19 protein-coding genes are annotated in these 22,993 nt (G+C 66.6%); 10 read left to right on the forward strand and 9 right to left on the reverse strand.

The features are described 5' to 3' along the window. Positions 1–221: 221 nt before the first annotated feature. From ACSQ3O_RS15605 to ACSQ3O_RS15615, 3 genes are all read right to left on the reverse strand, one after another. Positions 222–2,015 carry a methyl-accepting chemotaxis protein gene (locus tag ACSQ3O_RS15605; protein WP_436139550.1) on the reverse strand — a complete coding sequence of 598 codons (1,794 nt, stop codon included), beginning with the start codon at positions 2,013–2,015 and terminating at the stop codon, positions 222–224. Between the two features lie 388 nt (positions 2,016–2,403). Next, the gene (locus ACSQ3O_RS15610) at positions 2,404–4,215 is read right to left on the reverse strand and encodes a methyl-accepting chemotaxis protein (protein ID WP_436139551.1); all 1,812 of its coding nucleotides are present in this window, start codon (positions 4,213–4,215) and stop codon (positions 2,404–2,406) included. A 76-nt stretch (positions 4,216–4,291) separates the two neighbouring features. Beyond that, the gene (locus ACSQ3O_RS15615; RefSeq protein ID WP_436139552.1) at positions 4,292–4,855 is read right to left on the reverse strand and encodes a chemotaxis protein CheW; all 564 of its coding nucleotides are present in this window, start codon (positions 4,853–4,855) and stop codon (positions 4,292–4,294) included. Positions 4,856–5,165: 310 nt separating this feature from the next. Here ACSQ3O_RS15615 and ACSQ3O_RS15620 point away from each other — a divergent pair, with 310 nt between their 5' ends. Continuing rightward, a complete protein-coding gene (locus tag ACSQ3O_RS15620; RefSeq protein WP_137748674.1) occupies positions 5,166–5,972 on the forward strand; it encodes an esterase/lipase family protein in 807 nt (268 codons plus the stop codon). Positions 5,973–6,186: 214 nt separating this feature from the next. Here the strand turns inward: ACSQ3O_RS15620 and ACSQ3O_RS15625 are convergent, their stop codons facing one another. Continuing rightward, on the reverse strand, positions 6,187–8,034 hold the full coding sequence (locus tag ACSQ3O_RS15625) for a methyl-accepting chemotaxis protein (RefSeq protein ID WP_436139553.1): 1,848 nt from the start codon (positions 8,032–8,034) through the stop codon (positions 6,187–6,189). A gap of 222 nt (positions 8,035–8,256) precedes the next feature. Further along, on the reverse strand, positions 8,257–8,793 hold the full coding sequence (ppa, locus tag ACSQ3O_RS15630) for an inorganic diphosphatase (RefSeq protein WP_436139554.1): 537 nt from the start codon (positions 8,791–8,793) through the stop codon (positions 8,257–8,259). 285 nt (positions 8,794–9,078) lie between these two features. Between ppa and ACSQ3O_RS15635 the strand changes: the two genes are divergently transcribed. Together ACSQ3O_RS15635 and ACSQ3O_RS15640 are read left to right on the forward strand one after the other, a co-directional pair. Next, entirely contained in the window at positions 9,079–11,160 is a 2,082-nt protein-coding gene (locus tag ACSQ3O_RS15635; RefSeq protein WP_137748248.1) for a sodium-translocating pyrophosphatase, read from the forward strand. Between the two features lie 84 nt (positions 11,161–11,244). Beyond that, on the forward strand, positions 11,245–13,644 hold the full coding sequence (locus ACSQ3O_RS15640) for a DUF1631 family protein (protein ID WP_436139555.1): 2,400 nt from the start codon (positions 11,245–11,247) through the stop codon (positions 13,642–13,644). A gap of 135 nt (positions 13,645–13,779) precedes the next feature. On the opposite strand, the gene ACSQ3O_RS15645 is transcribed toward ACSQ3O_RS15640, so the two are convergent. The 3 genes from ACSQ3O_RS15645 to ACSQ3O_RS15655 are packed head-to-tail and all read right to left on the reverse strand — an operon-like array spanning position 13,780 to position 16,298. Beyond that, on the reverse strand, positions 13,780–15,240 hold the full coding sequence (locus ACSQ3O_RS15645) for a sensor histidine kinase (RefSeq protein ID WP_436139556.1): 1,461 nt from the start codon (positions 15,238–15,240) through the stop codon (positions 13,780–13,782). Continuing rightward, a complete protein-coding gene (locus ACSQ3O_RS15650) occupies positions 15,237–15,896 on the reverse strand; it encodes a response regulator transcription factor (RefSeq protein WP_436139557.1) in 660 nt (219 codons plus the stop codon). Before ACSQ3O_RS15650 ends, ACSQ3O_RS15645 begins: the two co-directional genes overlap by 4 nt. Before the next feature lie 33 nt (positions 15,897–15,929). Next, positions 15,930–16,298 (reverse strand): PepSY domain-containing protein, encoded by a 369-nt coding sequence (locus ACSQ3O_RS15655; RefSeq protein ID WP_436139558.1) that lies wholly within the window; start codon positions 16,296–16,298, stop codon positions 15,930–15,932. A gap of 113 nt (positions 16,299–16,411) precedes the next feature. Between ACSQ3O_RS15655 and ACSQ3O_RS15660 the strand changes: the two genes are divergently transcribed. From ACSQ3O_RS15660 to ACSQ3O_RS15685, 6 genes are all read left to right on the forward strand, one after another. Then, positions 16,412–16,816 carry a DUF1924 domain-containing protein gene (locus ACSQ3O_RS15660; RefSeq protein WP_436139559.1) on the forward strand — a complete coding sequence of 135 codons (405 nt, stop codon included), beginning with the start codon at positions 16,412–16,414 and terminating at the stop codon, positions 16,814–16,816. Positions 16,817–16,826: 10 nt separating this feature from the next. Further along, positions 16,827–17,351: a diheme cytochrome c gene (locus ACSQ3O_RS15665; protein WP_436139560.1), complete on the forward strand. Its 525-nt coding sequence runs from the start codon at positions 16,827–16,829 to the stop codon at positions 17,349–17,351. Between the two features lie 38 nt (positions 17,352–17,389). Continuing rightward, positions 17,390–18,157: a cytochrome b/b6 domain-containing protein gene (locus ACSQ3O_RS15670; protein WP_436139561.1), complete on the forward strand. Its 768-nt coding sequence runs from the start codon at positions 17,390–17,392 to the stop codon at positions 18,155–18,157. A gap of 30 nt (positions 18,158–18,187) precedes the next feature. After that, entirely contained in the window at positions 18,188–18,352 is a 165-nt protein-coding gene (locus ACSQ3O_RS15675; RefSeq protein ID WP_015013633.1) for a rubredoxin, read from the forward strand. A gap of 111 nt (positions 18,353–18,463) precedes the next feature. Further along, complete coding sequence (locus ACSQ3O_RS15680; RefSeq protein ID WP_436139562.1) at positions 18,464–20,995, forward strand: cation-translocating P-type ATPase; 2,532 nt, start codon at positions 18,464–18,466, stop codon at positions 20,993–20,995. A 16-nt stretch (positions 20,996–21,011) separates the two neighbouring features. Further along, complete coding sequence (locus tag ACSQ3O_RS15685) at positions 21,012–21,398, forward strand: VOC family protein (protein WP_436139563.1); 387 nt, start codon at positions 21,012–21,014, stop codon at positions 21,396–21,398. Positions 21,399–21,440: 42 nt separating this feature from the next. Here ACSQ3O_RS15685 and ACSQ3O_RS15690 read toward each other — a convergent pair whose 3' ends face one another. Beyond that, complete coding sequence (locus tag ACSQ3O_RS15690; protein ID WP_298458967.1) at positions 21,441–22,046, reverse strand: TetR/AcrR family transcriptional regulator; 606 nt, start codon at positions 22,044–22,046, stop codon at positions 21,441–21,443. A 123-nt stretch (positions 22,047–22,169) separates the two neighbouring features. Between ACSQ3O_RS15690 and ACSQ3O_RS15695 the strand changes: the two genes are divergently transcribed. After that, positions 22,170–22,991 (forward strand): metal-dependent hydrolase, encoded by an 822-nt coding sequence (locus tag ACSQ3O_RS15695; protein ID WP_436139564.1) that lies wholly within the window; start codon positions 22,170–22,172, stop codon positions 22,989–22,991. Positions 22,992–22,993: the final 2 nt, after the last annotated feature.

Here is a 22,993-nt window from a genome sequence, read left to right on the forward strand (position 1 = left end):
GATGAGGACATCACATCGCGAACTAACACAAGGTTTTTTGGGGATACAGCTCGCACAGACGAAAAAAAACACGCAGTGCCCTCTGCGTGTTGTCGGTCGTCAACAGGCCTGAAATACTAAAAATGACAGAGCCGCTCTGGAGCGGCTCTGCGCACTGTCAAGCAGTCTATGCCCCCAAAAGGTGCAAAACGCTTACAAACGGTGCGCTTTCCTGACGCAGGTCAAAAACTCTCCCACTCATCCTCCGCACCTGCGGCGACCGGCTGGGCGGCCTTGGGGCTTGCGCTCGCTGCCCTGGGAGTGGCAGAGCCAGTAGCAGGCGCCTTTTTGGCTGTGGCGGCAGAGGCGTATGCGGGGCGCAGCGCCAGTGTGGCCTTGCCTGCCGCACCGTGGCTGGTCGCCTTGGGCATGCCAACGGGGGGCACGGAGATCGGCACGGAAGCCGTGGCGCCGCTGGGCCGCGCCACCCGCGCCTGGTCTGCTGACAGTTTGAACACCGCCACGGCCCCCACCAGGGCCTGGGCCTGATGGCTCAGGCTGCTGGCGGCAGCGGCCATTTCTTCGACCAGGGCGGCGTTTTGCTGCGTGACCTGGTCCATCTGCGTCACGGCCTCGCCCACCTGCGATACACCGGTGCTCTGCTCGCTGCTGGCGGCGCTGATCTCGCCCATGATGTCGGTCACGCGGCGAATGGCGCCCACCACCTCGGTCATGGTGGTGCCGGCCTTGTCCACCAGCAGGGTGCCCTGCTCCACGCGCTCCACACTGGCGGTAATGAGCGACTTGATCTCCTTGGCGGCCTCGGCGCTGCGCTGCGCGAGGTTGCGCACCTCGCCCGCCACCACGGCAAAGCCACGGCCCTGCTCACCCGCACGGGCGGCCTCCACGGCCGCGTTCAGCGCGAGGATGTTGGTCTGGAAGGCAATGCCGTCGATCACACTGATGATGTCGGCGATCTTCTTGCTGCTGTCGTTGATGCCCTTCATCGTGGTCACCACCTCGGCCACCACGTCGCCCCCCTGCCCCGCCACCGTGGATGCGCTCATGGCGAGCTGATTGGCCTGGCGGGCGTTGTCGGCGTTCTGCTTGACGGTGGAACTCAGCTCCTCCATTGACGCTGCCGTCTCCTGCAGCGCGCTGGCCTGCTGTTCGGTGCGGATCGACAGGTCGTTATTGCCCGAGGCGATCTCGGCACTGGCCGAGGCCACGCCCTGCGCATTGCCGCGCACGCCTGACACCACATGCGCCAGGTTGTCGCGCATGGTCGTCAGGCCGCCCAGCAACTGGGCGATCTCGTCCTTGCCACGCGCCTGGATGGGCACCGTGAGGTCGCCCTGCGCGACCGAGTCGGTGATCTGCACGGCGTTGTCCAGCGAGCGCGAGATCTGCCGGATCATCGCCCCGCCCATCAGCACCGCCAGCAAGATGCCCAGCACCACGGCCGCGAGCGCCAGCGCCCGGATGGTCTGAAAACTCGCCGCCGCGCGGTCGTATTCGGCCTTGGCGTAGTCCAGCTGCACCTGCATCAGCTGGCCCAGCACCTCTTGCAGCGGGTCGATGGCGGGATACATCTCCTTGGCCGCGTAGGTGGTCAGCGCAGCCATGTCGCCCCCCTTGAAGAGCCCTGCCAGGGTGTCGGTGGCCGCATCGGCCTTGGCTTGCAGGGGTTTGAAGCGCGCCACCAGCTGGGTTTCCTCCGGCGCCAGTTGGGTGGCCAGGTAGGCCTTCCAGTTGGTGTCGATGGCCTTGCGCGCATCGGCCACCGACTGCAGGCCCTGCGCTGGGGTCATGGCACCGTCGCGCACCTTGTGGGCAGTGTCCACCACGTTGACGGCGTACATGTCCGCCACCACCTTGATCTGCTTGAGCGGCACCACCCGGTCGTCGTACACCGACTTGAGACCGGCGTTGGACTGCCCCATGCCAAAGAGCCCGGCCCCGCCCACCAGCAGCACCAGCAGGCACAGGGCAGCGAGCAATCCAGCAAGGCGGGTGGAGATCTTGAACTGGCTCATGGCAATTCTCCTGGTAGGGATGCCGTGCGCCCAGTCAACCCATCGACCGGGCAACGGGGCCAGCATAGCGCTTTATGTTACGTTTGAATACAACCGGTATGGCCAGACGGCAACGCGCACCTGCAGAGCCAAGCGCCTGGCCAGCACCAGGGCAAGGCCCGGTCAGGCCGCTGGCGCTGGCGGGCTGCACCTTGAAGGACCCACAAAAAAGCACGCAGAAGGGATGCCCCCTCTGCGTGCTTTTTGTTGTGCAGTGCTGCGCGCGTTGTGCTGCGTTGCTCTGCCTCGTCTTGGTGATGCTCTACTTTCGATAGCTAGCAAGGCATGCCTGTTGCGCGGGAACGGCCATTTTTATTGAGGTTTCTGCGTCTCCCCCAGCCCGCGCCGCTCAGAAGCTCTCCCAGTCGTCGTCGCTGCCCCCCGCCTTGGGCGCCGGGGCCGGGCTGTGGGCTTTGGCTGCGGGAGCTGCTGGTGCAGTGCTGGTGGCTGCCGCCTTGGGTGCAGCCAGGCTGACTGCTGGTTTGGTGGCGGGCTTGCGGGTCCCCAGGCTGGCGGTCTTGGCCGGGGTGTTGCGCGGGGCGTTGTAGCTGGGGGCTGCGATGGGGGGGCGCGCTGTTGTCGCTGTGCTGTGGCTGCTGCTGCGCTGGGCGCTGGTGGCGTGGGCGTCCAGCTTGAACACGGCCACGGCGTTGACCAGTTCGCCTGCCTGGGCGTTCAGCGCGCTGGCTGCCGCTGCCATTTCTTCCACCAGGGCGGCGTTTTGCTGGGTGGCCTGGTCCATCTGGGTGACGGCTTCTCCCACCTGGCCTACGCCTGCGCTTTGTTCGCTGCTGGCGGCGCTGATCTCTCCCATGATGTCGGTCACGCGCCGGATGGAGGCAACGACTTCGGTCATGGTGGCGCCAGCCTTGTCCACCAGCGCGGTGCCTTGTTCCACGCGTTCGACGCTGGCGGTGATGAGGCTTTTGATTTCCTTGGCGGCTTCTGCGCTGCGCCCTGCCAGGTTGCGTACTTCTCCGGCCACCACGGCAAAGCCCCGACCTTGTTCGCCGGCTCGGGCGGCTTCCACTGCGGCGTTGAGTGCCAGGATGTTGGTCTGGAACGCGATGCCGTCGATGACGCTGATGATGTCTGCAATCTTGTTGCTGCTGGCGTTGATGCCTTTCATGGTCTCGACGACTTCGGCCACCACGTCGCCGCCTTGGACGGCCACAGTGCTGGCGCTCACGGCCAACTGGTTGGCCTGGCGCGCGTTGTCTGCGTTCTGGCGCACGGTGGAGCCCAGTTCTTCCATCGAGGCTGCGGTTTCTTCCAGCGCAGAGGCCTGCTGTTCCGTGCGCGCGCTCAGGTCGTTGTTGCCCGAGGCTATCTGCGAGCTCGCCGAGGCTACGCCTTCGGCGTTCTGCCGCACCGAGGCCACGGTGTTCACCAGGCTTTGCTGCATGCGCTGCAGGGCCGCCAGCAGCTGGCCGGTTTCATCCTTGGACTGCACGAGGATCTGGCCGCTCAGGTCGCCAGCGGCCACACGGTCGGCGACCTCTACGGCCTGGGCCAGCGGACGGGTGATGGAGCGAATCAACCACAGGGCAGCCCCCAAGGCCACAGCGATAGCCACGACCGAAAAGACGAACATGATGGATCGCGCCATGGAGTATGTGTCCGCAGAAGCCTTCGACGCTGCGGCGGCTCCATCCGCATTGAGCTTGATAAGTTTGGCCAAAATGGCCTTGATGGCCAGATACTGCGGCCGCGAAACGTTGCTCATGATGTCGGTTGCACCGGCGTTATCGCTGTTGCGGGACAAATCGAGCGCACGATTGTTGACCTCAATGTACTTGGCCCAGCTGGCCCCGAACTCCTCGTAGAGCTTCTTCTCCTCAGGGCTGCTGATGAGCGACTCGTAATGCTTTCGCATCTCGCCAAGCTTGTTGCGCTCGTCTGCGATCTGCTTGTCCAGCGCCCCCTTGGTCGCAGAGTCTGTGGTCAGCATATGCGCCAGGATGGCCAGCCGCAGGCTTGCCACTTGAGAGTCCAAGGCTCCCACGGCCTGCACACTCGGCAGCCAGTTCTCGGAGATTTCTTCAGAGCTGCCGCGTAACTCCTTGAGTTCCAGCAGTGCCAGTCCCGCCATAGCCAACAGCAAAAACACCAGCAGTCCGAAAGCGCCGCTCAAGCGGGTGGAGATTTTCATCTGGTTCATGTTGCTACCCCTCGTGACGTGAATTTTTTTAAACTCTGTGTGACCAACAACGCCTGCAAATCGTGAAGCCTCCACCTTAGCGCGGACCGACAGAGCCCACCAACCCTATTTCGTCACTACTGAGCAGCGCCTCGATATCCATCACGATCAGCATGCGCTCACCCAGGCTGGCGATGCCGGTAACAAAGGCCGGATCCACATGGCCCTGGCGCTCGAATTGCGGCGTGGGCTTGATCGCATCGGGGGTGAGCGTGACCACGTCTGCCACGGCATCCACCACGGCACCAATCACGGTGGCGCCGATGTCCAGGATGATGACCACCGTGAAATCGGTGTAGCTGGCCTCGGGGCACTGCAGCTTCACGCGCAGGTCCAGGATGGGCACGATGCGGCCGCGCAGGTCGATCACCCCCTTGATGAAATCGGGCGAATGCGCCAGGCGCGTGGGCCGCTCGTACGAGCGGATTTCCTGCACCCTCAGGATGTCGATGCCGTACTCCTCGGCACCCAGGCGAAATGTCAGGTACTCCCCGCCCGGGGCAGTGCCTGCGGCAGCAGCGCGCTGAGGGGTGGGAGCAGAAGCCGACGGGGAAGAAGAGGACAGTGCGGGGGAAGGAGCGGGGGCGAATTCGACGGTCATGGGCGCGGTCTTTCGGGGTCGGGGGCGTTCGGCAAGGCACGCGGTCTGTCAAACCCAAGCCCGCGCGGGCGTTCACAAAGCATAGCAGCGAAAGGTTGCAATCAATAACAAATTGTGTCCAAACGCCCCCCTGCCAAAGCCCTTTTTTCTGCTGCCTCGCAGTCACATTTCTGCTACATCTTCAGCCCCTGCCCCAGGCAGGAATTGGAGAGCTAGCTCCATTTCCACCCCCGGCCATCTGCCGAAAAAATGCTACCGTCGCTGCAAGCCACACACCGATGTGCGCAACCTGCTTTGGAACGATGAATTGATGGCCCTGTTCAACAAGAAAGAATCCGACCCCACCCACATGCCGCCACCCGGCCTGCCCCTGCTGGCGCTGGAGTTGCGTGCCCCCTGGGAGTTTGGCGCGGTGCTGCCTGCCTGGCCGGTGCTGCAGCGTGCCCCGCTGGGTGACGGGCACACCGTGATCGTGTTCCCCGGGCTCACGGCGGGCGACGCCACCACCATGCCGCTGCGCCGCTATCTCGAATCGCGCAACTACGACACCCTGGGCTGGGGCCAGGGCCTGAACCTGGGTCCGCGCGAGGGTGTGCTGGAAACCGCCAAGCGCCAGCTGCAGCAGGCGGCCGATGCCAGCGGCAACAGGGTCAGCCTGGTGGGCTGGAGCCTGGGCGGCATCTACGCCCGCGAACTGGCCAAGGAGATGCCCGACCTGGTGCGCTGCGTGATCACGCTGGGCACCCCGTTCGCCGGGCACCACACCTCCACCAACGCCTGGCGCATCTACCAGTTCGCCAGCGGCCGCAGCATCGAACGCGAGACCGAGAGCTACAACCTGCCGGAGGCGCCCCCCGTGCCCACCACCAGCATCTTCTCGCGCAGCGATGGTGTGGTGGCCTGGCGTGGCAGCATCCAGGCGCCTGCCGACCACAACCCGCACACCGAGAACATCGAGGTGGTGGCCAGCCACTTTGGCATTGGCCTGAACCCCAGCGCCTGGTGGGCCGTGGCCGACCGGCTGGGCCAGCCCCAGGGCCCCGGAGTGGTGTGGCAGCCCTTCCAGCGCCCCCAGTTGCCGGGGCTGCAGCTGCTGTACCCCGACCCGCACCGCTGATGCGCCGGGGGCCGCCCCATAAAAGCCCACAAAAAAGCACGCAGAAGGGATGCCCCCTCTGCGTGCTTTTTGTTGTGCAGTGCTGCGCGCGTTGTGCTGCGTTGCTCTGCCTCGTCTTGGTGATGCTCTACTTTCGATAGCTAGCAAGGCATGCCTGTTGCGCGGGAACGGCCATTTTTATTGAGGTTTCTGCGTCTCCCCCAGCCCGCGCCGCTCAGAAGCTCTCCCAGTCGTCGTCGCTGCCCCCCGCCTTGGGCGCCGGGGCCGGGCTGTGGGCTTTGGCTGCGGGAGCTGCTGGTGCAGTGCTGGTGGCTGCCGCCTTGGGTGCAGCCAGGCTGACTGCTGGTTTGGTGGCGGGCTTGCGGGTCCCCAGGCTGGCGGTCTTGGCCGGGGTGTTGCGCGGGGCGTTGTAGCTGGGGGCTGCGATGGGGGGGCGCGCTGTTGTCGCTGTGCTGTGGCTGCTGCTGCGCTGGGCGCTGGTGGCGTGGGCGTCCAGCTTGAACACGGCCACGGCGTTGACCAGTTCGCCTGCCTGGGCGTTCAGCGCGCTGGCTGCCGCTGCCATTTCTTCCACCAGGGCGGCGTTTTGCTGGGTGGCCTGGTCCATCTGGGTGACGGCTTCTCCCACCTGGCCTACGCCTGCGCTTTGTTCGCTGCTGGCGGCGCTGATCTCTCCCATGATGTCGGTCACGCGCCGGATGGAGGCAACGACTTCGGTCATGGTGGCGCCAGCCTTGTCCACCAGCGCGGTGCCTTGTTCCACGCGTTCGACGCTGGCGGTGATGAGGCTTTTGATTTCCTTGGCGGCTTCTGCGCTGCGCCCTGCCAGGTTGCGTACTTCTCCGGCCACCACGGCAAAGCCCCGACCTTGTTCGCCGGCTCGGGCGGCTTCCACTGCGGCGTTGAGTGCCAGGATGTTGGTCTGGAACGCGATGCCGTCGATGACGCTGATGATGTCTGCAATCTTGTTGCTGCTGGCGTTGATGCCTTTCATGGTCTCGACGACTTCGGCCACCACGTCGCCGCCTTGGACGGCCACAGTGCTGGCGCTCACGGCCAACTGGTTGGCCTGGCGCGCGTTGTCTGCGTTCTGGCGCACGGTGGAGCCCAGTTCTTCCATCGAGGCTGCGGTTTCTTCCAGCGCAGAGGCCTGCTGTTCCGTGCGCGCGCTCAGGTCGTTGTTGCCTGAGGCTATCTGTGAGCTCGCAGAGGCTACGCCTTCGGCGTTGCTGCGCACGCCCGATACCACCCGCGCCAGGTTCGCCCGCATGTCGCCCAATGCGCTGAGCAGCTGGCCCATTTCATCCTTGCCGCCCAAAGGCACCTCGGTCGCCAGATCACCATCGGCAATGGCGCGGGCAGCCTGCACCGCATGGTGGGCGGGGCGGGTGACGGCACGGGTGATGGCCACGCCCAGCACGGCGGCCAGTGCCACGCACAGCGCGAGGGTGCCCAGCACCCATGCGCGCGCCACATTGAACACCGTCTTCGCATCCTCGTTGGCCTGCAAGGCTGCGTCCGCATTGATTTTCTGCAGCTCGCCCAGCGTCTCGGCCGTGGTCACAAAGGCCGACTCCGACTCGCCCGCATACAGCATGCTCAAGGCGTCAGCGGTCAGCTCCATGGTCTCGGCCGTGCTGAAGTCCACGCCCTTGGCAATGTCTGCCAGCTTGTCCTGCAAGGCCACATACGCCGCCTTGCGGGTCTTGTAGGCGTTGAACACCTCACGTTCCTTGGGCATGTCGATGAGCGACTCGTAGACCGCCTCGACCCGGCTGAGGTCCTTGTGGCGCGCCGCGACCTGCTCGGCAAACGCCTTGACCTCGGCCGCACTGCGCGCCGTGACCATGCCCGCCTCCGCTCGGCGCATGCGGTTGAGCAGCACGCGCAGCTCGCCGGTTTGCGTGACGCTGGGCAGCAGGTTGGTGGCGATCTCCTCGGCATTGGCGTGGATGCGGGACATCTGCACCAGTGAAATGGCGCCGAGCAAGGCGGTGAGCAACACCACCGCCAGGAAACCCGCCGCCAGCTTGACGCCAATGCGCAGATCAGAAATTTTCATGAATCACCTCAAAGTACCTCGAACTACCGGGACAGCCGCAGCCGTGTAACAAAATGCAGTCTATCAGCGCTCCCCGGCGCACATGGCACGGCTTTTCCCTACCCTGCCAGAGCGCCGCCCACAAAAAAACACGCCACCCAGGGCGGGTGGCGTGTTTTTATTTTGATAGCAGCCGACGCATACGGCACCGGCGCCAGGGCGCTGAAAGCGCCCGAAGGGCTATCAGGCCTGCGACTTCTTGTAGCTCTCGATGCCGTCAGTGACTTCCTTCTTGGCGGACTCGATGCCTTCCCAGCCCAGCACCTTGACCCACTTGCCCTTTTCCAGGTCCTTGTAGTGCTCGAAGAAGTGGGCGATGGCGTTGCGGCGCATAGCGTTCACGTCGTCGATGTCCTTCCAGTGGTCATACATGGGCAGGATCTTGGAGGTGGGCACGGCGATGACCTTGCCGTCCACGCCCGCTTCGTCTTCCATCATCAGGATGCCCAGGGGACGGCAGGGCACCACCACGCCGGGGTGCAACGGGTAGGGGGTGATCACCAGCACGTCCACCGGGTCGCCGTCACCCGACAGGGTCTGCGGCACATAGCCGTAGTTGGTCGGGTAGTGCATGGCCGTGGTCATGAAACGGTCCACAAAAATCGCGCCGGATTCCTTGTCCACTTCGTACTTGATCGGGTCCGCGTTCATCGGGATCTCGATGACCACGTTGAAGGCTTCAGGAATGTTCTTGCCAGGGGTGACGTTGTTGAGGGACATGTCTTTGAATAGTGGTTTGGATAACGGCAACCCGCGATGCACAGAGCGCTGACGCAACGCAAACAAGCGCCATGAAGCGTCGGGATTAACCCTGATTTTAGGCGCAGGTCCCTTTCTACCCGCTTGCAAACCATGGTTTGGCTGTAAATTGGGCCCGTTGGCCAATCGACTCCCAGCCCTTTTCAAACGGCCCAGGAGCACGAGGAAGCAACGCAGCGGAAGCACCACCGACCTGCGTTGTGATGTTTCCTTCCGTGCAACTGCGAAGATTGAAAGGAGTGACGAATGGCTGGAACTACAGCGCTGACTGCCCCCCTGATACTGGCTCTGGTTTGCGGATTGATTGCGGTGGCCTACGGGATCTGGGCGCGGGGATGGATCCTCGCCAAAGACCCGGGCAATGCCCGCATGCAGGAAATCGCCGCAGCCATTCAGGCCGGTGCCGCTGCCTACCTCGCGCGCCAGTACAAGACCATCGCCATCGTCGGCGTGGTGCTGGCGGTCCTCATCGGTATTTTTCTGGATGGCACCACGGCGGTGGGCTTTGTGGTGGGCGCGGTCCTCTCGGGCGCCTGCGGCTTCATCGGCATGAATGTGTCGGTGCGGGCCAATGTGCGCACGGCGCAGGCCGCCACGCAGGGCATCGGCCCGGCGCTGGATGTGGCGTTTCGCGGCGGGGCCATCACCGGCATGCTGGTGGTGGGGCTGGGGCTGCTGGGCGTCACGGCGTTCTACTGGTTCCTGGCGGGCAACGGCAACCTCACGCCCAACGCCAAGCTGGCCACGCTGCTCAACCCACTGATCGGCTTTGCCTTCGGCTCCTCGCTGATCTCGATCTTTGCGCGCCTGGGTGGCGGCATCTTCACCAAGGGCGCCGATGTGGGCGCCGACCTGGTGGGCAAGGTCGAGGCGGGCATCCCTGAAGACGACCCGCGCAACCCCGCCGTGATTGCCGACAACGTGGGCGACAACGTGGGCGACTGCGCAGGCATGGCGGCCGACCTGTTCGAGACCTATGCCGTGACGCTGATCGCCACCATGGTGCTGGGCGCGCTGCTGGTGACCACCGCGCCGGTCAACGCCGTGGTGTACCCGCTGGCGCTGGGGGCCGTGTCGATCATCGCGTCCATCATCGGTTGCTTCTTTGTGAAGGCCTCGCCGGGCATGAAGAATGTGATGCCCGCGCTGTACAAGGGCCTGGCGATTGCGGGTGTGCTGTCGCTCATCGCTTTCTACTTCGTGACGGTGTGGATCATGCCGGACAACGCCGTCACTGCCACGGGCAGCCAGATGCGGTTGTTCGGCGCCTGCGCCACGGGGCTGGTGCTCACCGCCGCGCTGGTGTGGATCACCGAGTTCTACACAGGCACGCAGTACTCGCCCGTGCAACACATCGCGCAGGCGTCCACCACGGGCCACGGCACCAACATCATCGCGGGCCTGGGGGTATCGATGCGGTCCACGGCCTGGCCAGTGATCTTCGTCTGCCTTGCCATCCTGGCGGCCTACCAGCTAGCAGGCCTGTTTGGCATTGCCGTGGCGGCCATGTCGATGCTGTCCATGGCGGGCATCGTGGTGGCGCTGGATGCCTACGGCCCCATCACCGACAACGCAGGCGGCATCGCCGAAATGGCCGAGTTGCCCAGCAGCGTGCGCGACATCACCGACCCGCTGGACGCCGTGGGCAACACCACCAAGGCCGTCACCAAGGGCTACGCCATCGGCTCGGCGGGCCTTGCGGCGCTGGTGCTGTTTGCCGACTACACGCACAAGCTGGAAAGCTACGGCAAGGCCATCTCGTTTGATCTGTCGGACCCGCTGGTCATCATCGGGCTCTTCATCGGCGGCCTCATCCCCTACCTGTTCGGCGCCATGGCCATGGAGGCCGTGGGCCGCGCTGCGGGCGCCGTGGTGGTGGAAGTGCGCCGCCAGTTCAACACCATCCCCGGCATCATGGACGGCAGCGGCAAACCTGAATACGGCAAGGCCGTGGACATGCTCACCAGCGCCGCCATCAAGGAAATGGTGGTGCCAAGCCTTCTGCCCGTGGTCGTGCCCGTCGTGGTGGGCCTGGCCCTGGGGCCCAAGGCGCTGGGCGGTTTGCTGATGGGCACCATCGTCACAGGCCTCTTTGTAGCGATCAGCATGTGCACCGGCGGCGGCGCCTGGGACAACGCCAAGAAGTACATCGAGGACGGCCACCACGGCGGCAAGGGCAGCGAGGCGCACAAGGCGGCCGTGACCGGCGACACCGTGGGCGACCCCTACAAGGACACCGCAGGCCCGGCCATCAACCCGCTGATCAAGATCATCAACATCGTGGCGCTGCTCATCGTGCCGCTGGTGGTCAAGTTCCACGGCGGGTAAACCCGTTCTCACCACCATCAAAAAGGGGCTTCGGCCCCTTTTTTGCGGCTTACCATCCGGGGCAACGGTTTTTCTCCAGAAAAGATGGCTTTGAAACACACCGCACCGTCTGCTGCCCCCGCTCCCTCCGCGCCCCCCGCCCCGCTGTACGAGCACATTGTCGAGGACGTGATCGCAGGGGCCCGCCCGCTGATGGAGCGCATTGCCGAAGCCACGCGCATGTCCCTGCAGCAGCGCCTGGACCAGGCCCGCACGCCGGGCGAGCACCACGCCATGCTCGAAGCCCGCCAGCAGCTCATGCGGCTGACCCCGGTGATGTGCGAGCGCTACCCCGAGGCACTGCGCAAGGCACTCAGCCAGCAATCCGCACACAAGGAAGAAAAAGCCACGCGTTCGCTGTTCAGCGTGCACTTCGACGAGCTGGAGCTGATGGACGAAACCCAGATCAGCGACAGCGTGGAGCGCGCCCGCGCCCGCCAGGTGCTGGCATCGGCCGTGGAAGGGCCGCTGGCCGACCTCGACGCCCTGGTGTGCGCGGCACTGGGCCTGCCGCAGGTGCAGCCCGAGCACAACCCGCTGCGCCCCGACGCGTTTCTGCAGGCGCTGCAGGCCGTGGTGTCGCAGATGCAGGTCACCGAGCAGGTACGGCACGATTGGATGGGGCAGATGGCCCAGGCGCTGGGCAAGGAGTTGCGCGCGCTGTATGTCGCGCAGACCGAGCGGCTCCAGCAAAGTGGCGTGCAGCCCGTGGGCTACGCCATGCGCCAGGCCAACGGCCAGTACGTGTATGTGGCGCCCACCGAGGGCGGCGCGTCGCCCGGCTTTGGCTTTGAGTCAGGCCCTGCCCACGATGTGGGCCCCATCGACCCCATCAACCATACCGCCCCGGCCACCGCCGACCCCCTGCTCACGCTGGGCCGCCTGCGCCGCCTGCTGCTGGGCGAGCTGGATGAGCCCGCCGCCCCCGAGCAGCACCCGGCGGCCCCCGAGACTTTTGCGGAGCGCTTCTCCCGCGAATTCGAGCACCCGGACCAACTCCCCCACATCGACCCGCCCGCCACCGACTTCGCCATGACCGTGCCCGCCGCCTTCGAGGCGCTGCAGGAGATGAACCAGGTCGGCCAGATGATGGAGCGCCTGGGCAGCCAGCGGGCGCAGGCCACTGGCACCCCCACCGGGGATGTCCCCGCCAACCTGCCCCGCCAGCACAGTGGCGGGCTGGCGCAGGCTCTGAGCACCGAGGTGGTCGCGCTGATGGTGGACAACATCGCACGCGACAACCGGCTGCTGTGGCCCGTGCAGCAGTTCATCCGCGCACTGGAGCCCGCGCTGATGCAGCTGGCGCTGACCGACACGCGCTTCTTCAGCCACAAGGAACACGCGGCGCGGTGCCTGCTGCAAGACATCACCGACCGCAGCCTGGCGTTTGACAGCACCGAGGCCCCGGGCTTTCAGAGCTTCATGCGCTCGCTCATGAACATCGCCGGGCCGCTGTCCACCGCCACCATCGAGGGGCCGGAGGATTTCGAGCAGGTGCTGCAGCAGTTGCACGCCAAGTGGGAGCAAAAGGAACAGGCCCGCAAGCAGGAGCGCCAGCGCGCCATCGAGGCGCTGGAACATGCCGAGCGGCGCCACCTGCTGGCCGCGCAGATCTCGCGCGAGATCTGGCTGTTGCCCGACATTGGCAAGGTGCCCGACGCCGTCTCCCGCTTTTTGCTCGGCCCCTGGGCCCAGGTGATGGCCGAGGCGCGCCTGGCCGACACCACCCACAGCACCGACCCCGGCCGCTACCACGAGCTGGTGGAGGCCCTGATCTGGAGCACCCAGCCCGAGCTGACCCGCAAGAACACCGGCCAGCTCGCGCGCCTGCTGCCCAAACTGCTGGCCAAGCTGCGCGAGGGCCTGGCTTCCATCGACTACCCCGCAGAGCGGACCGACGCGGTTTTCGAGCTGCTGATGCAGTTGCACCAGCAGGCCTTCAAACCCGGCCCGCGCGCGGCCACCCCGGCAGCGCCCACCGCAGCCCCCCGTGCCGCCGCACCCCGCACCGGGCCGCCAGCCCCTGCCGTGCCGCAGCCAGCCCCCCTGGACGACGACGACCCCTGGGTCGCGCCCTCCGAGGCCAAGGAGTCGGGCTACATGGACTCCTCCCAGGCCCCCGAGTCCGAGAGCCCGGAACCCGCGCATGCGCACCCCACCCCGGGCGAGGCCCACGCCCTGCCCCCGCTGGCCATTGGCAGCTGGGTCAACCTGCTGGTGGCCGGCCGGTGGGAGCGCACCCAGCTGTCCTGGATCGGATCACACGGCAACCTCTTCCTCTTCACCAGCGCATCGGGCCGCACCCAGTCAATGACGCTGCGCCTGGTGGACCGACTGATCCAGCAAGGCGCCCTGCACGTGATCGCCCAGCAAACCGTGGTGGACGGCGCCCTGGACGCCGTGGCCGAGGCCGCCATGCGCAACAGCGTGGACAGCCGGATGTAGATTGCTATTTTATTGATAGCTATAAACTGAATACAGTCGCGCGCAAACGGCCATTTTTTCTTCTAATTTATGCCAGTCTGCGTGGTCTGCGTCTCGGGAGCAAGCATGTAGGCACGCAGGCAGGCAGCCTCGTCGTCATTGCGGCGGGGTTTGCAGGGCAGCGGGCAACGTGAGTGCGGCCCGCAGCCCCCCCAGTTCCGAAGATTGCAGATCCAGGCTCCCTGCATACAGGGCCGCCAGGTCCTGCACGATGGCCAAGCCCAGCCCGGTGCCCGGCACCGTTTCGTCCAGCCGCACGCCGCGCCCCAGGGCAAGCGCGCGCTGCGCAGCGCCGATGCCCGGGCCATCGTCTTCCACCGTGATCACCAACTGGGGCGGCAGCCCGTCGGCCCGCTCCATGGGCCCCTGCGCCGCCAGCCGCACGGTGGAGCGCGCCCATTTGCAGGCGTTGTCCAGCAGGTTGCCCAGCATCTCCTGCAAGTCCTGCGCCTCGCCCACAAAAAACAGCGGTGTCTCGGGCAGCACAACGGCAATCTCCACACCCCGCTCGGCATGCACCTTGTGCATGACCCGCACCAGCCCCGCCACCACCGGCTCCAGGTCGGTGCGCTGGCCGGGCAGATGCGCCGTCGCTGCGGCGCGCGAGCGGGCCAGGTGCCAGTCGATGTGCCGGCGCGACACCTGGACCTGATCGCGCACCAGATCGGCGAGCGCAGCGCTGCCGTCGGGGAAGGCGGGGGGGGCCGTCGCCTGGGCCGCGTTCTCCAGCACCGCCAGCGGCGTTTTCAAGGCATGGGCCAGGTTGCCTGCCTGGGTGCGCGCGCGCTCCACCACCTCGGCATTGCGGGCCAGCACGGCGTTGAAGTCATCCACCAGCGGCTGCACCTCGGCGGGGAATACGCCTTGCAACCGGGTGGTGCGTGCCTGCTGCACATCCTGCAAGCCCCGCTGCAGCGCCTGCAAGGGTTTCAGCCCTACCGCCACCTGGGCCCAGGCGGCCGCAGTCAACAGCACCAGCAGCACCAACAGCGACAAGCCCAGCACGCGCGTGAACTGCGCAGTGGCCGCCTGCGTAGCCTGCAGATCGGCCGCCACGATCAGGCGCCAGCGCGCAGCATCCACGCCTTCGGCACGCACGGTGCGCTCCAGCACCAGCAAGGGCGCGCCCTGCGGGCCCACCACTTCGTGCACATGCACCGCCCCATCGGCCAGCGCATCCGCCTGCAAGGCCAGGCTGGTATCCCACAAGGAGCGCGAGCGCAACACCCCCGCCCGGCTGCGCCCGTCGGGCGCCATGGCATCCACCTGCCAGTACAGGCCCGAGTACGGCTTGAGCCAGCGCGGGTCCGACAGCGCCTGGGCTGCCACCACCGGCTGGCCCTGGGCATCAAACTCCAGCCGCGCCGTGACCTGGTCCAGCTGCTGCAACAGGGCGGCCTCGAACTGCCGCTGCACATGCTCGCGGAAGAGCCCGCTCAGCACCAGCCCCGCCAGGACCACGGCCACGGCCACGCCCACCACCGTGGCAGCCAGCAGCCGGAACCGCAGCGACCGCGCCCAGCTCCAGTCCGCCGCAAGAAGCCCGCCCCGGCTCATGGCGGCACCAGCCGGTAGCCCATGCCGCGCACGGTTTCGATGCAGGTGCCGGGCAGCTTCTTGCGCAGCCGCCCCACAAACACTTCGATGGTGTTGGAGTCACGGTCAAAGTCCTGCGCATAGATGTGTTCGACCAGCTCTGCGCGCGGCACCAGCACACCGGGGCGGTGCATGAAATAGTTCAGCACCTTGTATTCATGCGCGGTGAGCGCCACGGGCTGGCCCGCGCTGGTCACGCGGCCGCTGCGGGTGTCCAGTTGCAGGTCGCCGCACTGCAGCACAGCCGACGCCTGCCCGCTGGCGCGGCGGATCAGGGCCCGCAGGCGCGCCAGCAGTTCTTCCATGTGAAAGGGCTTGGTCAGGTAGTCATCGGCCCCGGCATCAATGCCTGCGACCTTTTCATGCCAGTTGTCGCGCGCAGTCAGGATGAGCACCGGCATGTTGCGCCCCTGGGCACGCCAGCGCTTGAGCACCGAGATCCCATCCACCACCGGCAGGCCCAGGTCCAGCACCACGGCATCCACCGGCTCCGTCTCTCCCACAAACTGGGCATCCCGCCCGTTGTCGGCCTCGTCCACGGTGTAGCCCGCACCGTGCAGCGCGGCGCGCAGCTGGGTGCGCAGCAGTGCGTCGTCTTCTACCAGGAGGATGCGCATGGGCAGTGAATCACGGGGCTGGCCTTGGCCGTGTTATCGGCCGGTGCGCTGATCGTCGCGCGATTTGATGCGCAGCACCTCGGCCGTGCGCGCATCGAGCTTGACCTTGGTCAACTGCCCGGCAGGCGTCAGCAGCTTGATCTCGTAAATCCAGCGCTCGCGCTCCTGCTCCAGCTCCACTTCCAGCACCTGGCCCGGCACCTCGCGCTGCAGGCGCTCCAGCACCGTGGGCAGCGGCAGCACCTGGCCCGCCTGCACGGCCTGCCGCGCGCGGTCATGGTCGTCCTTGCCGCTGGCCCTGGCAGATGGCACGGCCAGCACAGCAGCGCACAGCACACAGGCCGCCAGACGCCAGCGCTTGCCATGGTCGCCGGTAGCTACAGGAGGGTAGGAGGAGTGCATGCGCCGATTGTCCCGCTCGGTATCTGAACGGCGGATGAACAGCCCTTTCACACGCCGTTCAGGCAGGGATTTCAACAATAGCTCCACAAGACAAAACCCACGAGGACCATGGCATGACCTCCCTTCGCACACTGACCTTGGCCACGCTCTGCGCACTGGCAGCCGCTGGCGCGAGCCACGCCGCCGACACCACGACTGCCCAACAGCTTGCCCACTGGAGCGCGCAGGCCGGCAGCCCGGGCAACGCCGACAAGGGCAAAGTGTTCTTCACCACGCGCCATGGCGGCGAGTGGTCTTGCGCATCCTGCCACGGCACACCGCCCACCGCGCAGGGCAAACATGCCAGCACCGGCAAGTCGATCGCCCCCCTGGCCCCGGCCTTCAACCCCAAGGCCTTTACCGACACCGCCAAGGTGGACAAGTGGTTCCGCCGCAACTGCAACGACGTGCTGAGCCGCGAATGCACGGCGGTGGAAAAGGCTGACGTGCTGGCCTACCTCAACGCCCTCAAGCACTGAGACCGACACCATGAAAAAACCTGCCCCCCTGCGACCTGCAACCCTGGCCGCCGCTGCTTGCGCGCTGACCCTGCTGTCCCTCTCCAGCGCCCATGCAGACAGCGGGCGCGCCATGCCCCGCAATGTGCCCAACGCCTACACGCAGGAATGCGCTGCCTGCCACACCGCCTACCCACCCGGCCTGCTGCCCGCAGCGTCGTGGAACCGTGTGATGACGGGCCTGAACAAGCACTACGGCACCGATGCATCGCTGGACGCGGCCACCGTGCGCCAGCTCAACCAGTGGTTGCAGGCCCACGCCGGCACCTACAAGCGCGTGAACGAAGAGCCCCCCGAGGACCGCATCACCCGCTCGGCATGGTTTGAACGCAAGCACCGAAAGATCGAACCCACCACCTGGAAGCTCGCCAGCGTGAAAAGCGCTGCCAACTGCGCGGCCTGCCACACAGGCGCAGACCAGGGGCAGTTTGACGAACACAACCTGCGCATGCCCGCAGGGCTGGATGCCCGCTCACGCCGCACTTGGAACGACTGAGAGCAGTGAATCTGAACTGCCCCATCAAGGAACACACTATGAATAACGTCCCCACCCTCCATCCCGCCGATGCCACGGCGCAGCCCGCCCCCGCGAAGGCCCCCAGCCGCCGGGTGACCGATGCGCCCACCCGCCTGTTCCACTGGCTGTTTGCACTGTGCTTTGCCGGGGCCTACGCCACGGCCGACGGCGAGCACTGGCGGCTGCTGCACGTCACGCTGGGCTACACCATGGCGGGGCTGCTGGGCTTTCGCCTGCTGTACGGCATCTTCGGGCCGCGCACCTCGGGCCTGGGCCTGCTGTGGCGCAAGCTGGCGGGGGCGCCCGCATGGCTGCGCGCCCTGCCCCAGGCCTCTTCCGTCACGCAAATCAACTGGCGCCAAGGCCAGAACCTGCTGATGGCGCTGGCCATCGTGTTGCTGCTCGCGCTGGTGCTGCCCCTCACACTCAGTGGCTACGCCACGTACAACGACTGGGGCGCCGCGCTGGGCGGTCACTGGATGGGCGAGGCGATGGAAGAAGTGCACGAGTTCTTCGGCAACGCCCTGCTGTTGGTGGTGCTGGCCCACATTGCGCTGATTGCGGGCTTGAGCGTGCTGCGCCGCAAGAACCATGCCCTGCCCATGCTCACCGGCCGGGTGGAGGGCAAGGGGCCCGACCTGGTCCCCAAGAACCGCACCTGGCTCGCCGCGCTGCTGCTGATCGCCACACTGGCCTTTGGTGCCTGGCAGTGGCAGCAGTCGCCCAGCGGCTGGGTGGCCAACGGCACATCCACCGAACGCCAGCGACACCACGATGACGACTGACGCACAGCCCCATACCGAAGGAACCACCCCATGAAAATCTACATGTGTGCCGTTTGCGGCTGGATCTACGACGAGGCTGCCGGCCTGCCCGACCATGGGATCGCGCCCGGCACCCGCTGGGCCGACGTGCCCGACGACTGGCGCTGCCCCGAATGCAATGTTGGCAAGGCAGACTTTGTGATGTGCGAGGTGTGAAGGAGAGGTATCGGGTGCGGCCCACTGCGCTGCGTCAGGGCTGCAGACATCGGTGCGCGATATAACCGTTACACCATTGCATCCTCTGTGCAACGCAGCCTCACACACCCCATGCCACCTACCGACTCCCCCACCGGGCTCGACCCGGCCCTGGCCGCCCAGCGCCTCCGCGACGAGGGACCCAACGAACTGGGCATCGGCCAGCGCCGCACGCTGCGCGACATGGCCTGGGACGTGGTCACCGAGCCCATGTTCCTGCTGTTGCTGGGTGCGGGTGCCATCTACCTCGCCATGGGCGATGCGCACGAGGCGCTGATCCTGCTGGGCTTTGTGGTCATCATCATGGCGATCACGGTGCTGCAGGAGCGGCGCACCGACAACGCGCTGAACGCCCTGCGCGACCTCTCCAGCCCCCGCGCGCTGGCGTTGCGCGGCGGCACCCTGGTGCGCATTGCAGGCCGCGACGTGGTACGCGAAGACCTGCTGATGATTGCCGAGGGCGACCGCATCCCGGCAGACGGCACGCTGCTGCAGGCGCACGAGCTGGCCGCCAACGAGTCGATGCTGACCGGCGAGTCCGAGCCAGTGGCCAAGCAACCCGCCGACAAGGTGTTTGCAGGCACGCTGGTGGTCAGCGGCCAGGGCCTGCTGCAGGTGACCGCCGTGGGCCGCCACACCGAGCTGGGCCGCATTGGCCAGTCGCTCGACACCATCGCCCTGCAGGCCTCGCCGCTGCGCGAGGAAATGGCGCGGCTCACCCGCAAGCTGGTGGTCATAGGCCTGTCGCTGTGCGGACTGCTGGTGGCCCTGTTCTGGGCACTGCGGGGCGATTGGCTGCAGGCCGTGCTGGCGGGCATCACGCTGGCCATGGGCGTGTTGCCGCAAGAGCTGCCGGTGATCATGATCATCTTCCTGGCCCTGGCCGCACGGCGGCTGGCGGCGCAGCAGGTGCTCACGCGGCGGCTCAACGCCATTGAGACGCTAGGACAAACCACCGTGCTGTGCGTGGACAAGACCGGCACCCTGACGCAAAACCGCATGGCCGTGGCGGCGCTTTGCATTGCGGGCCAGGAGCTGGATGTGCAGAACCTGCCCGCCGCAGCGGATGGCAGCGCGCTGCCCGAGGCCTTCCACGAGCTGCTCGAATACGCCGTGCTGGCCAGCGAGATCGAACCGCACGACCCCATGGAGCAGGCCTTTCACCGCATGGCGGCGGACCACCTGGTGAACACCGAGCACCTGCACCCCGCATGGTCACTGGCGCGCGAGTACGAGCTATCGCCCCAACTGCTGGCCATGAGCCACCTGTGGCGCGACGGCACCTCGGCGCACGACACCGTGGCCACCAAGGGCGCGCCCGAAGCCGTGGCCGACCTTTGCCACCTGCCCGACGCCGAGCGCGCCGCCGTCAGTGCCCAGGCCGCACGCCTGGCCGACCGGGGCCTGCGGGTGCTGGGCGTAGCCAAGGCCCGGCACCGCACGCAAGACACCTGGCCCGACGCCCAGCACGGATTTGACTTTGCATGGCTGGGCCTGGTGGCCCTGGCCGACCCGCTGCGCTCCGAAGTGCCCCAGGCCGTCGCGCAGTGCCGCCAGGCAGGCATTCGCGTGGTGATGATCACCGGCGACCACCCCCGCACCGCGCGCGCGATTGCAGCCCAGGCGGGCATCGCCAACGACCGCGTGATCACTGGCGACGAACTGGTCCACATGCCGCCCCAGGAGCTGGCCGACCAGGTCCGGCAGGTCAGCGTGTTTGCACGCATCAAGCCGCACCAGAAGCTGGCACTGGTCGAAGCCCTCAAGGCCCAGGGCGAGGTGGTGGCCATGACCGGTGACGGCGTGAACGACGCCCCCGCCCTCAAGGCCGCCCACATCGGCATCGCCATGGGCCAACGCGGCACCGACGTGGCGCGCGAGGCTGCGGCCCTGGTGCTGCTGCACGACGACTTCGCGGCCATCGTGCTGGCGATTCACCGGGGACGGCAGACCTTTGCCAACCTGCGCCAGGCCATGGTCTACACCCTGGCAGTGCACGTGCCCATCATCGGGCTGGCGCTGCTGCCGGTGCTGTTCGGGCTGCCGCTGGTGCTGGCGCCGCTGCACATCGCGTTTCTGGAACTGGTCATCGACCCCGCCTGCTCCATCGTGTTCGAGGCCGAAAAAGGCGCTGCCGACCTCATGCAGCAGCCGCCACGCGCGGCCGACGAACCGCTGCTGTCCGCTCGCCACATCCTGCTGAGCGTGCTGCAGGGCAGCGTGGTGACCGCCGCCGTGGTGGGCCTGTACGCCTGGCTGCTGAGCCAGCCCGCGCACGCCGCCACCGCCAGCACCGCCGCGTTTGTGGTGCTGGTGGCCGCCAACGCCGCACTCATCCTGCCCAGCCGCAGCAGCCAGACGGGCTGGCAAAGCCTGTGGGCAGGCCTCACCCCGGTCAGCCTGTGGGTGGCAGGCGGCACGCTGGCCGCGCTGGCGGCCATCACCACCGTGCCGTGGCTGGCCAAAGCTTTCCGATTTGTGCCGCTGTCGCCCCTGCACTGGTTCATGGCCTTGCTGGCCGTGCTGCTGCTCACGGTGGTGTTTGCTGCCAACAAGCGGTGGCTGCAGCCCACGGCACCGGCGCACAATCCCCCACCTGCTTGACCACACCGCGCACACCATGCCCATCGTTCTGGATTCACTCGACCACGTCGTCCTCACCGTCGCCAGCATCGACCAAACCATTGCGTTTTATGAGCGCGTACTGGGCATGACCGCAAGGGAGTTCAAGCCCCAGCGGTACGCGCTGCACTTTGGCACGCAAAAGATCAACCTGCACGAAGTGGGCACGGTGGTGGACCCCAATGTGCGCCATGCCACGGCGGGCTCGGGCGACCTGTGCTTTCTCACCCAAATGCCGCTGGACGACGTCATCGCCCACCTGCAGGCCGAAGGCGTCGCCATCGTGCAAGGCCCGGTGGGCGCAACGGGCGCGCGCCACCGGCTGCGCTCGGTCTATATCTACGACCCGGACGACAACCTGATCGAGATTGCCAACGAGGTGTGAACGGTCCGCCGCGCGGCGGCGGCAGGTGTGCCCACAACAGGTTCAGAACTCCGCCGAGATCGCCGCCCGCAGCAATGTGGAGGCGGGTTCCACCAGCTCCAGCAACTGCCCGGCCCGGTCCTGTTCAATGGCCTGCAGCACCATTTCGTTGATGCCCCCCACCACCGCCATCGCCATGGTGGGCTGCAGCGGCGTCTTGCGCAGGCGTTCGCCGGGGCGGTTGTTGACCACGTCCAGCATCAGGTCGGCCAGCTGCTGGTTGGCGCGCCTGCGCGCTGCCAGGCCCGGCGCGCCCAGGCCCAGGATGTCGATGAACAAGGTGCGCAGCAGCACCGGGTTGCGCGCCAGAACGCCAAAGTAGGCGCCCATGGCCTGCTCCACCTGGGCCTGCCAGTCGCTGTGCGGGTCGATAGCGCCGCGCAGCACTGCAATGGCGTTGCCGCTGGCCACTTCGTACAGCGCAATCAGGCATTCGGCCTTGTCGGCAAAGTTTTCATAAAAGGTGCGGCGCGACACGCTGGCCTCGCGCACGATGTCGGCAATCGTGGTGTCGGCATAGCCCTTGGCGGCAACGGCGCGGGCCATGCCTTCGAGCAGGCGGGCGCGGTGTTCATTGCCTGGGGTGGGGGTGTCGGCAGCGGCAGTCATGGCAAAAAAATCCCTCGAAATCGGGTTAGGTACTTGACAGTACCACAGTTGACCTGCATCATACAAACCACTCGGTACTACAACGTACCAATCTTTCCCTCCTGCCCCTGACGGAGATCGCCCATGACCGAACTTGTGGTTCGCCGCCTGCTGATTGACCTGGAAACGCCGTTTGCGCGCCACTGGTGCGGCGGTGATGCGTTTCGCTCGGCGCTGTTCAACGCGCTGTCGATGAGCTTCCCCGTGGGCGAGCAGTTTTTCATCGACGCAGTGCGGGACGGCCACAAGGCCCTGCCCCCCGACAAACAGGCGCAGTTTGCCGACGAGGTGCGCGGCTTCATCGGGCAGGAGGCCACCCACCGCCGCATCCACGCGCTGTTCAACGGCCACCTCGAAAAGCAGGGTCTGGTCAACGACTGGGCCCCGCGCGCGGCAGAGCGCATGAAGCTATTTGCCGGTGCCGACCCGCGCCACCCCCTGGCCGTGACGGCCGCCAACGAGCACTTCACCGCCCTGCTGGCCGAATGGCTGCTGGCCCACCCCGAGGTGCTGCAAGGCGCCGAGCCCCGCCTGGCCACGATGTGGCAATGGCACTGCGCCGAAGAGGCCGAGCACAAGAACACCGCCTTCGACCTGTACCAGGCACTGGGCGGCAACCAGGAATGGCGCATCACCTGGTTCCGCCGCATCACCTGGGTTTTTCTGGGCGATGTGCTGCGCCAGACCGTGAACAACCTGCGCCAGAGCGGCATGCTGTGGAAGTGGAGCACCTGGGCCAGCGCTGCACGCACCTTGTTTGGCCAAGGCGGCCTGGTGCGCGAAAGCTGGAAGCCCTGGCGCCAGTACCTGCGGCCCGACTTTCACCCCAACCAGCACGGCAGCGACCTCTCGGAGCGCTGGCTGGCCGAACACAGCAACGCCTACACGCCCGTGGGCGCGCGCTGACA

Source organism: Acidovorax sp. LjRoot74 (genome assembly GCF_964254355.1).
GTDB lineage: Bacteria > Pseudomonadota > Gammaproteobacteria > Burkholderiales > Burkholderiaceae_C > Acidovorax.

What these genes read in the sequence shown, in the direction of transcription:
- ACSQ3O_RS15645 (WP_436139556.1), bottom strand. Translation starts at nt 15,240, where the DNA reads ATGAGCCGGGGCGGGCTTCTTGCGGCGGACTGGAGCTGGGCGCGGTCG.
- ACSQ3O_RS15690 (WP_298458967.1), bottom strand. Translation starts at nt 22,046, where the DNA reads ATGACTGCCGCTGCCGACACCCCCACCCCAGGCAATGAACACCGCGCC.
- ACSQ3O_RS15610 (WP_436139551.1), bottom strand. Translation starts at nt 4,215, where the DNA reads ATGAACCAGATGAAAATCTCCACCCGCTTGAGCGGCGCTTTCGGACTG.
- ppa (WP_436139554.1), bottom strand. Translation starts at nt 8,793, where the DNA reads ATGTCCCTCAACAACGTCACCCCTGGCAAGAACATTCCTGAAGCCTTC.
- ACSQ3O_RS15665 (WP_436139560.1), top strand. Translation starts at nt 16,827, where the DNA reads ATGAAAAAACCTGCCCCCCTGCGACCTGCAACCCTGGCCGCCGCTGCT.
- ACSQ3O_RS15605 (WP_436139550.1), bottom strand. Translation starts at nt 2,015, where the DNA reads ATGAGCCAGTTCAAGATCTCCACCCGCCTTGCTGGATTGCTCGCTGCC.
- ACSQ3O_RS15670 (WP_436139561.1), top strand. Translation starts at nt 17,390, where the DNA reads ATGAATAACGTCCCCACCCTCCATCCCGCCGATGCCACGGCGCAGCCC.
- ACSQ3O_RS15650 (WP_436139557.1), bottom strand. Translation starts at nt 15,896, where the DNA reads ATGCGCATCCTCCTGGTAGAAGACGACGCACTGCTGCGCACCCAGCTG.
- ACSQ3O_RS15680 (WP_436139562.1), top strand. Translation starts at nt 18,464, where the DNA reads ATGCCACCTACCGACTCCCCCACCGGGCTCGACCCGGCCCTGGCCGCC.
- ACSQ3O_RS15640 (WP_436139555.1), top strand. Translation starts at nt 11,245, where the DNA reads ATGGCTTTGAAACACACCGCACCGTCTGCTGCCCCCGCTCCCTCCGCG.
- ACSQ3O_RS15620 (WP_137748674.1), top strand. Translation starts at nt 5,166, where the DNA reads ATGGCCCTGTTCAACAAGAAAGAATCCGACCCCACCCACATGCCGCCA.
- ACSQ3O_RS15625 (WP_436139553.1), bottom strand. Translation starts at nt 8,034, where the DNA reads ATGAAAATTTCTGATCTGCGCATTGGCGTCAAGCTGGCGGCGGGTTTC.
- ACSQ3O_RS15685 (WP_436139563.1), top strand. Translation starts at nt 21,012, where the DNA reads ATGCCCATCGTTCTGGATTCACTCGACCACGTCGTCCTCACCGTCGCC.
- ACSQ3O_RS15695 (WP_436139564.1), top strand. Translation starts at nt 22,170, where the DNA reads ATGACCGAACTTGTGGTTCGCCGCCTGCTGATTGACCTGGAAACGCCG.
- ACSQ3O_RS15675 (WP_015013633.1), top strand. Translation starts at nt 18,188, where the DNA reads ATGAAAATCTACATGTGTGCCGTTTGCGGCTGGATCTACGACGAGGCT.
- ACSQ3O_RS15635 (WP_137748248.1), top strand. Translation starts at nt 9,079, where the DNA reads ATGGCTGGAACTACAGCGCTGACTGCCCCCCTGATACTGGCTCTGGTT.
- ACSQ3O_RS15655 (WP_436139558.1), bottom strand. Translation starts at nt 16,298, where the DNA reads ATGCACTCCTCCTACCCTCCTGTAGCTACCGGCGACCATGGCAAGCGC.
- ACSQ3O_RS15660 (WP_436139559.1), top strand. Translation starts at nt 16,412, where the DNA reads ATGACCTCCCTTCGCACACTGACCTTGGCCACGCTCTGCGCACTGGCA.
- ACSQ3O_RS15615 (WP_436139552.1), bottom strand. Translation starts at nt 4,855, where the DNA reads ATGACCGTCGAATTCGCCCCCGCTCCTTCCCCCGCACTGTCCTCTTCT.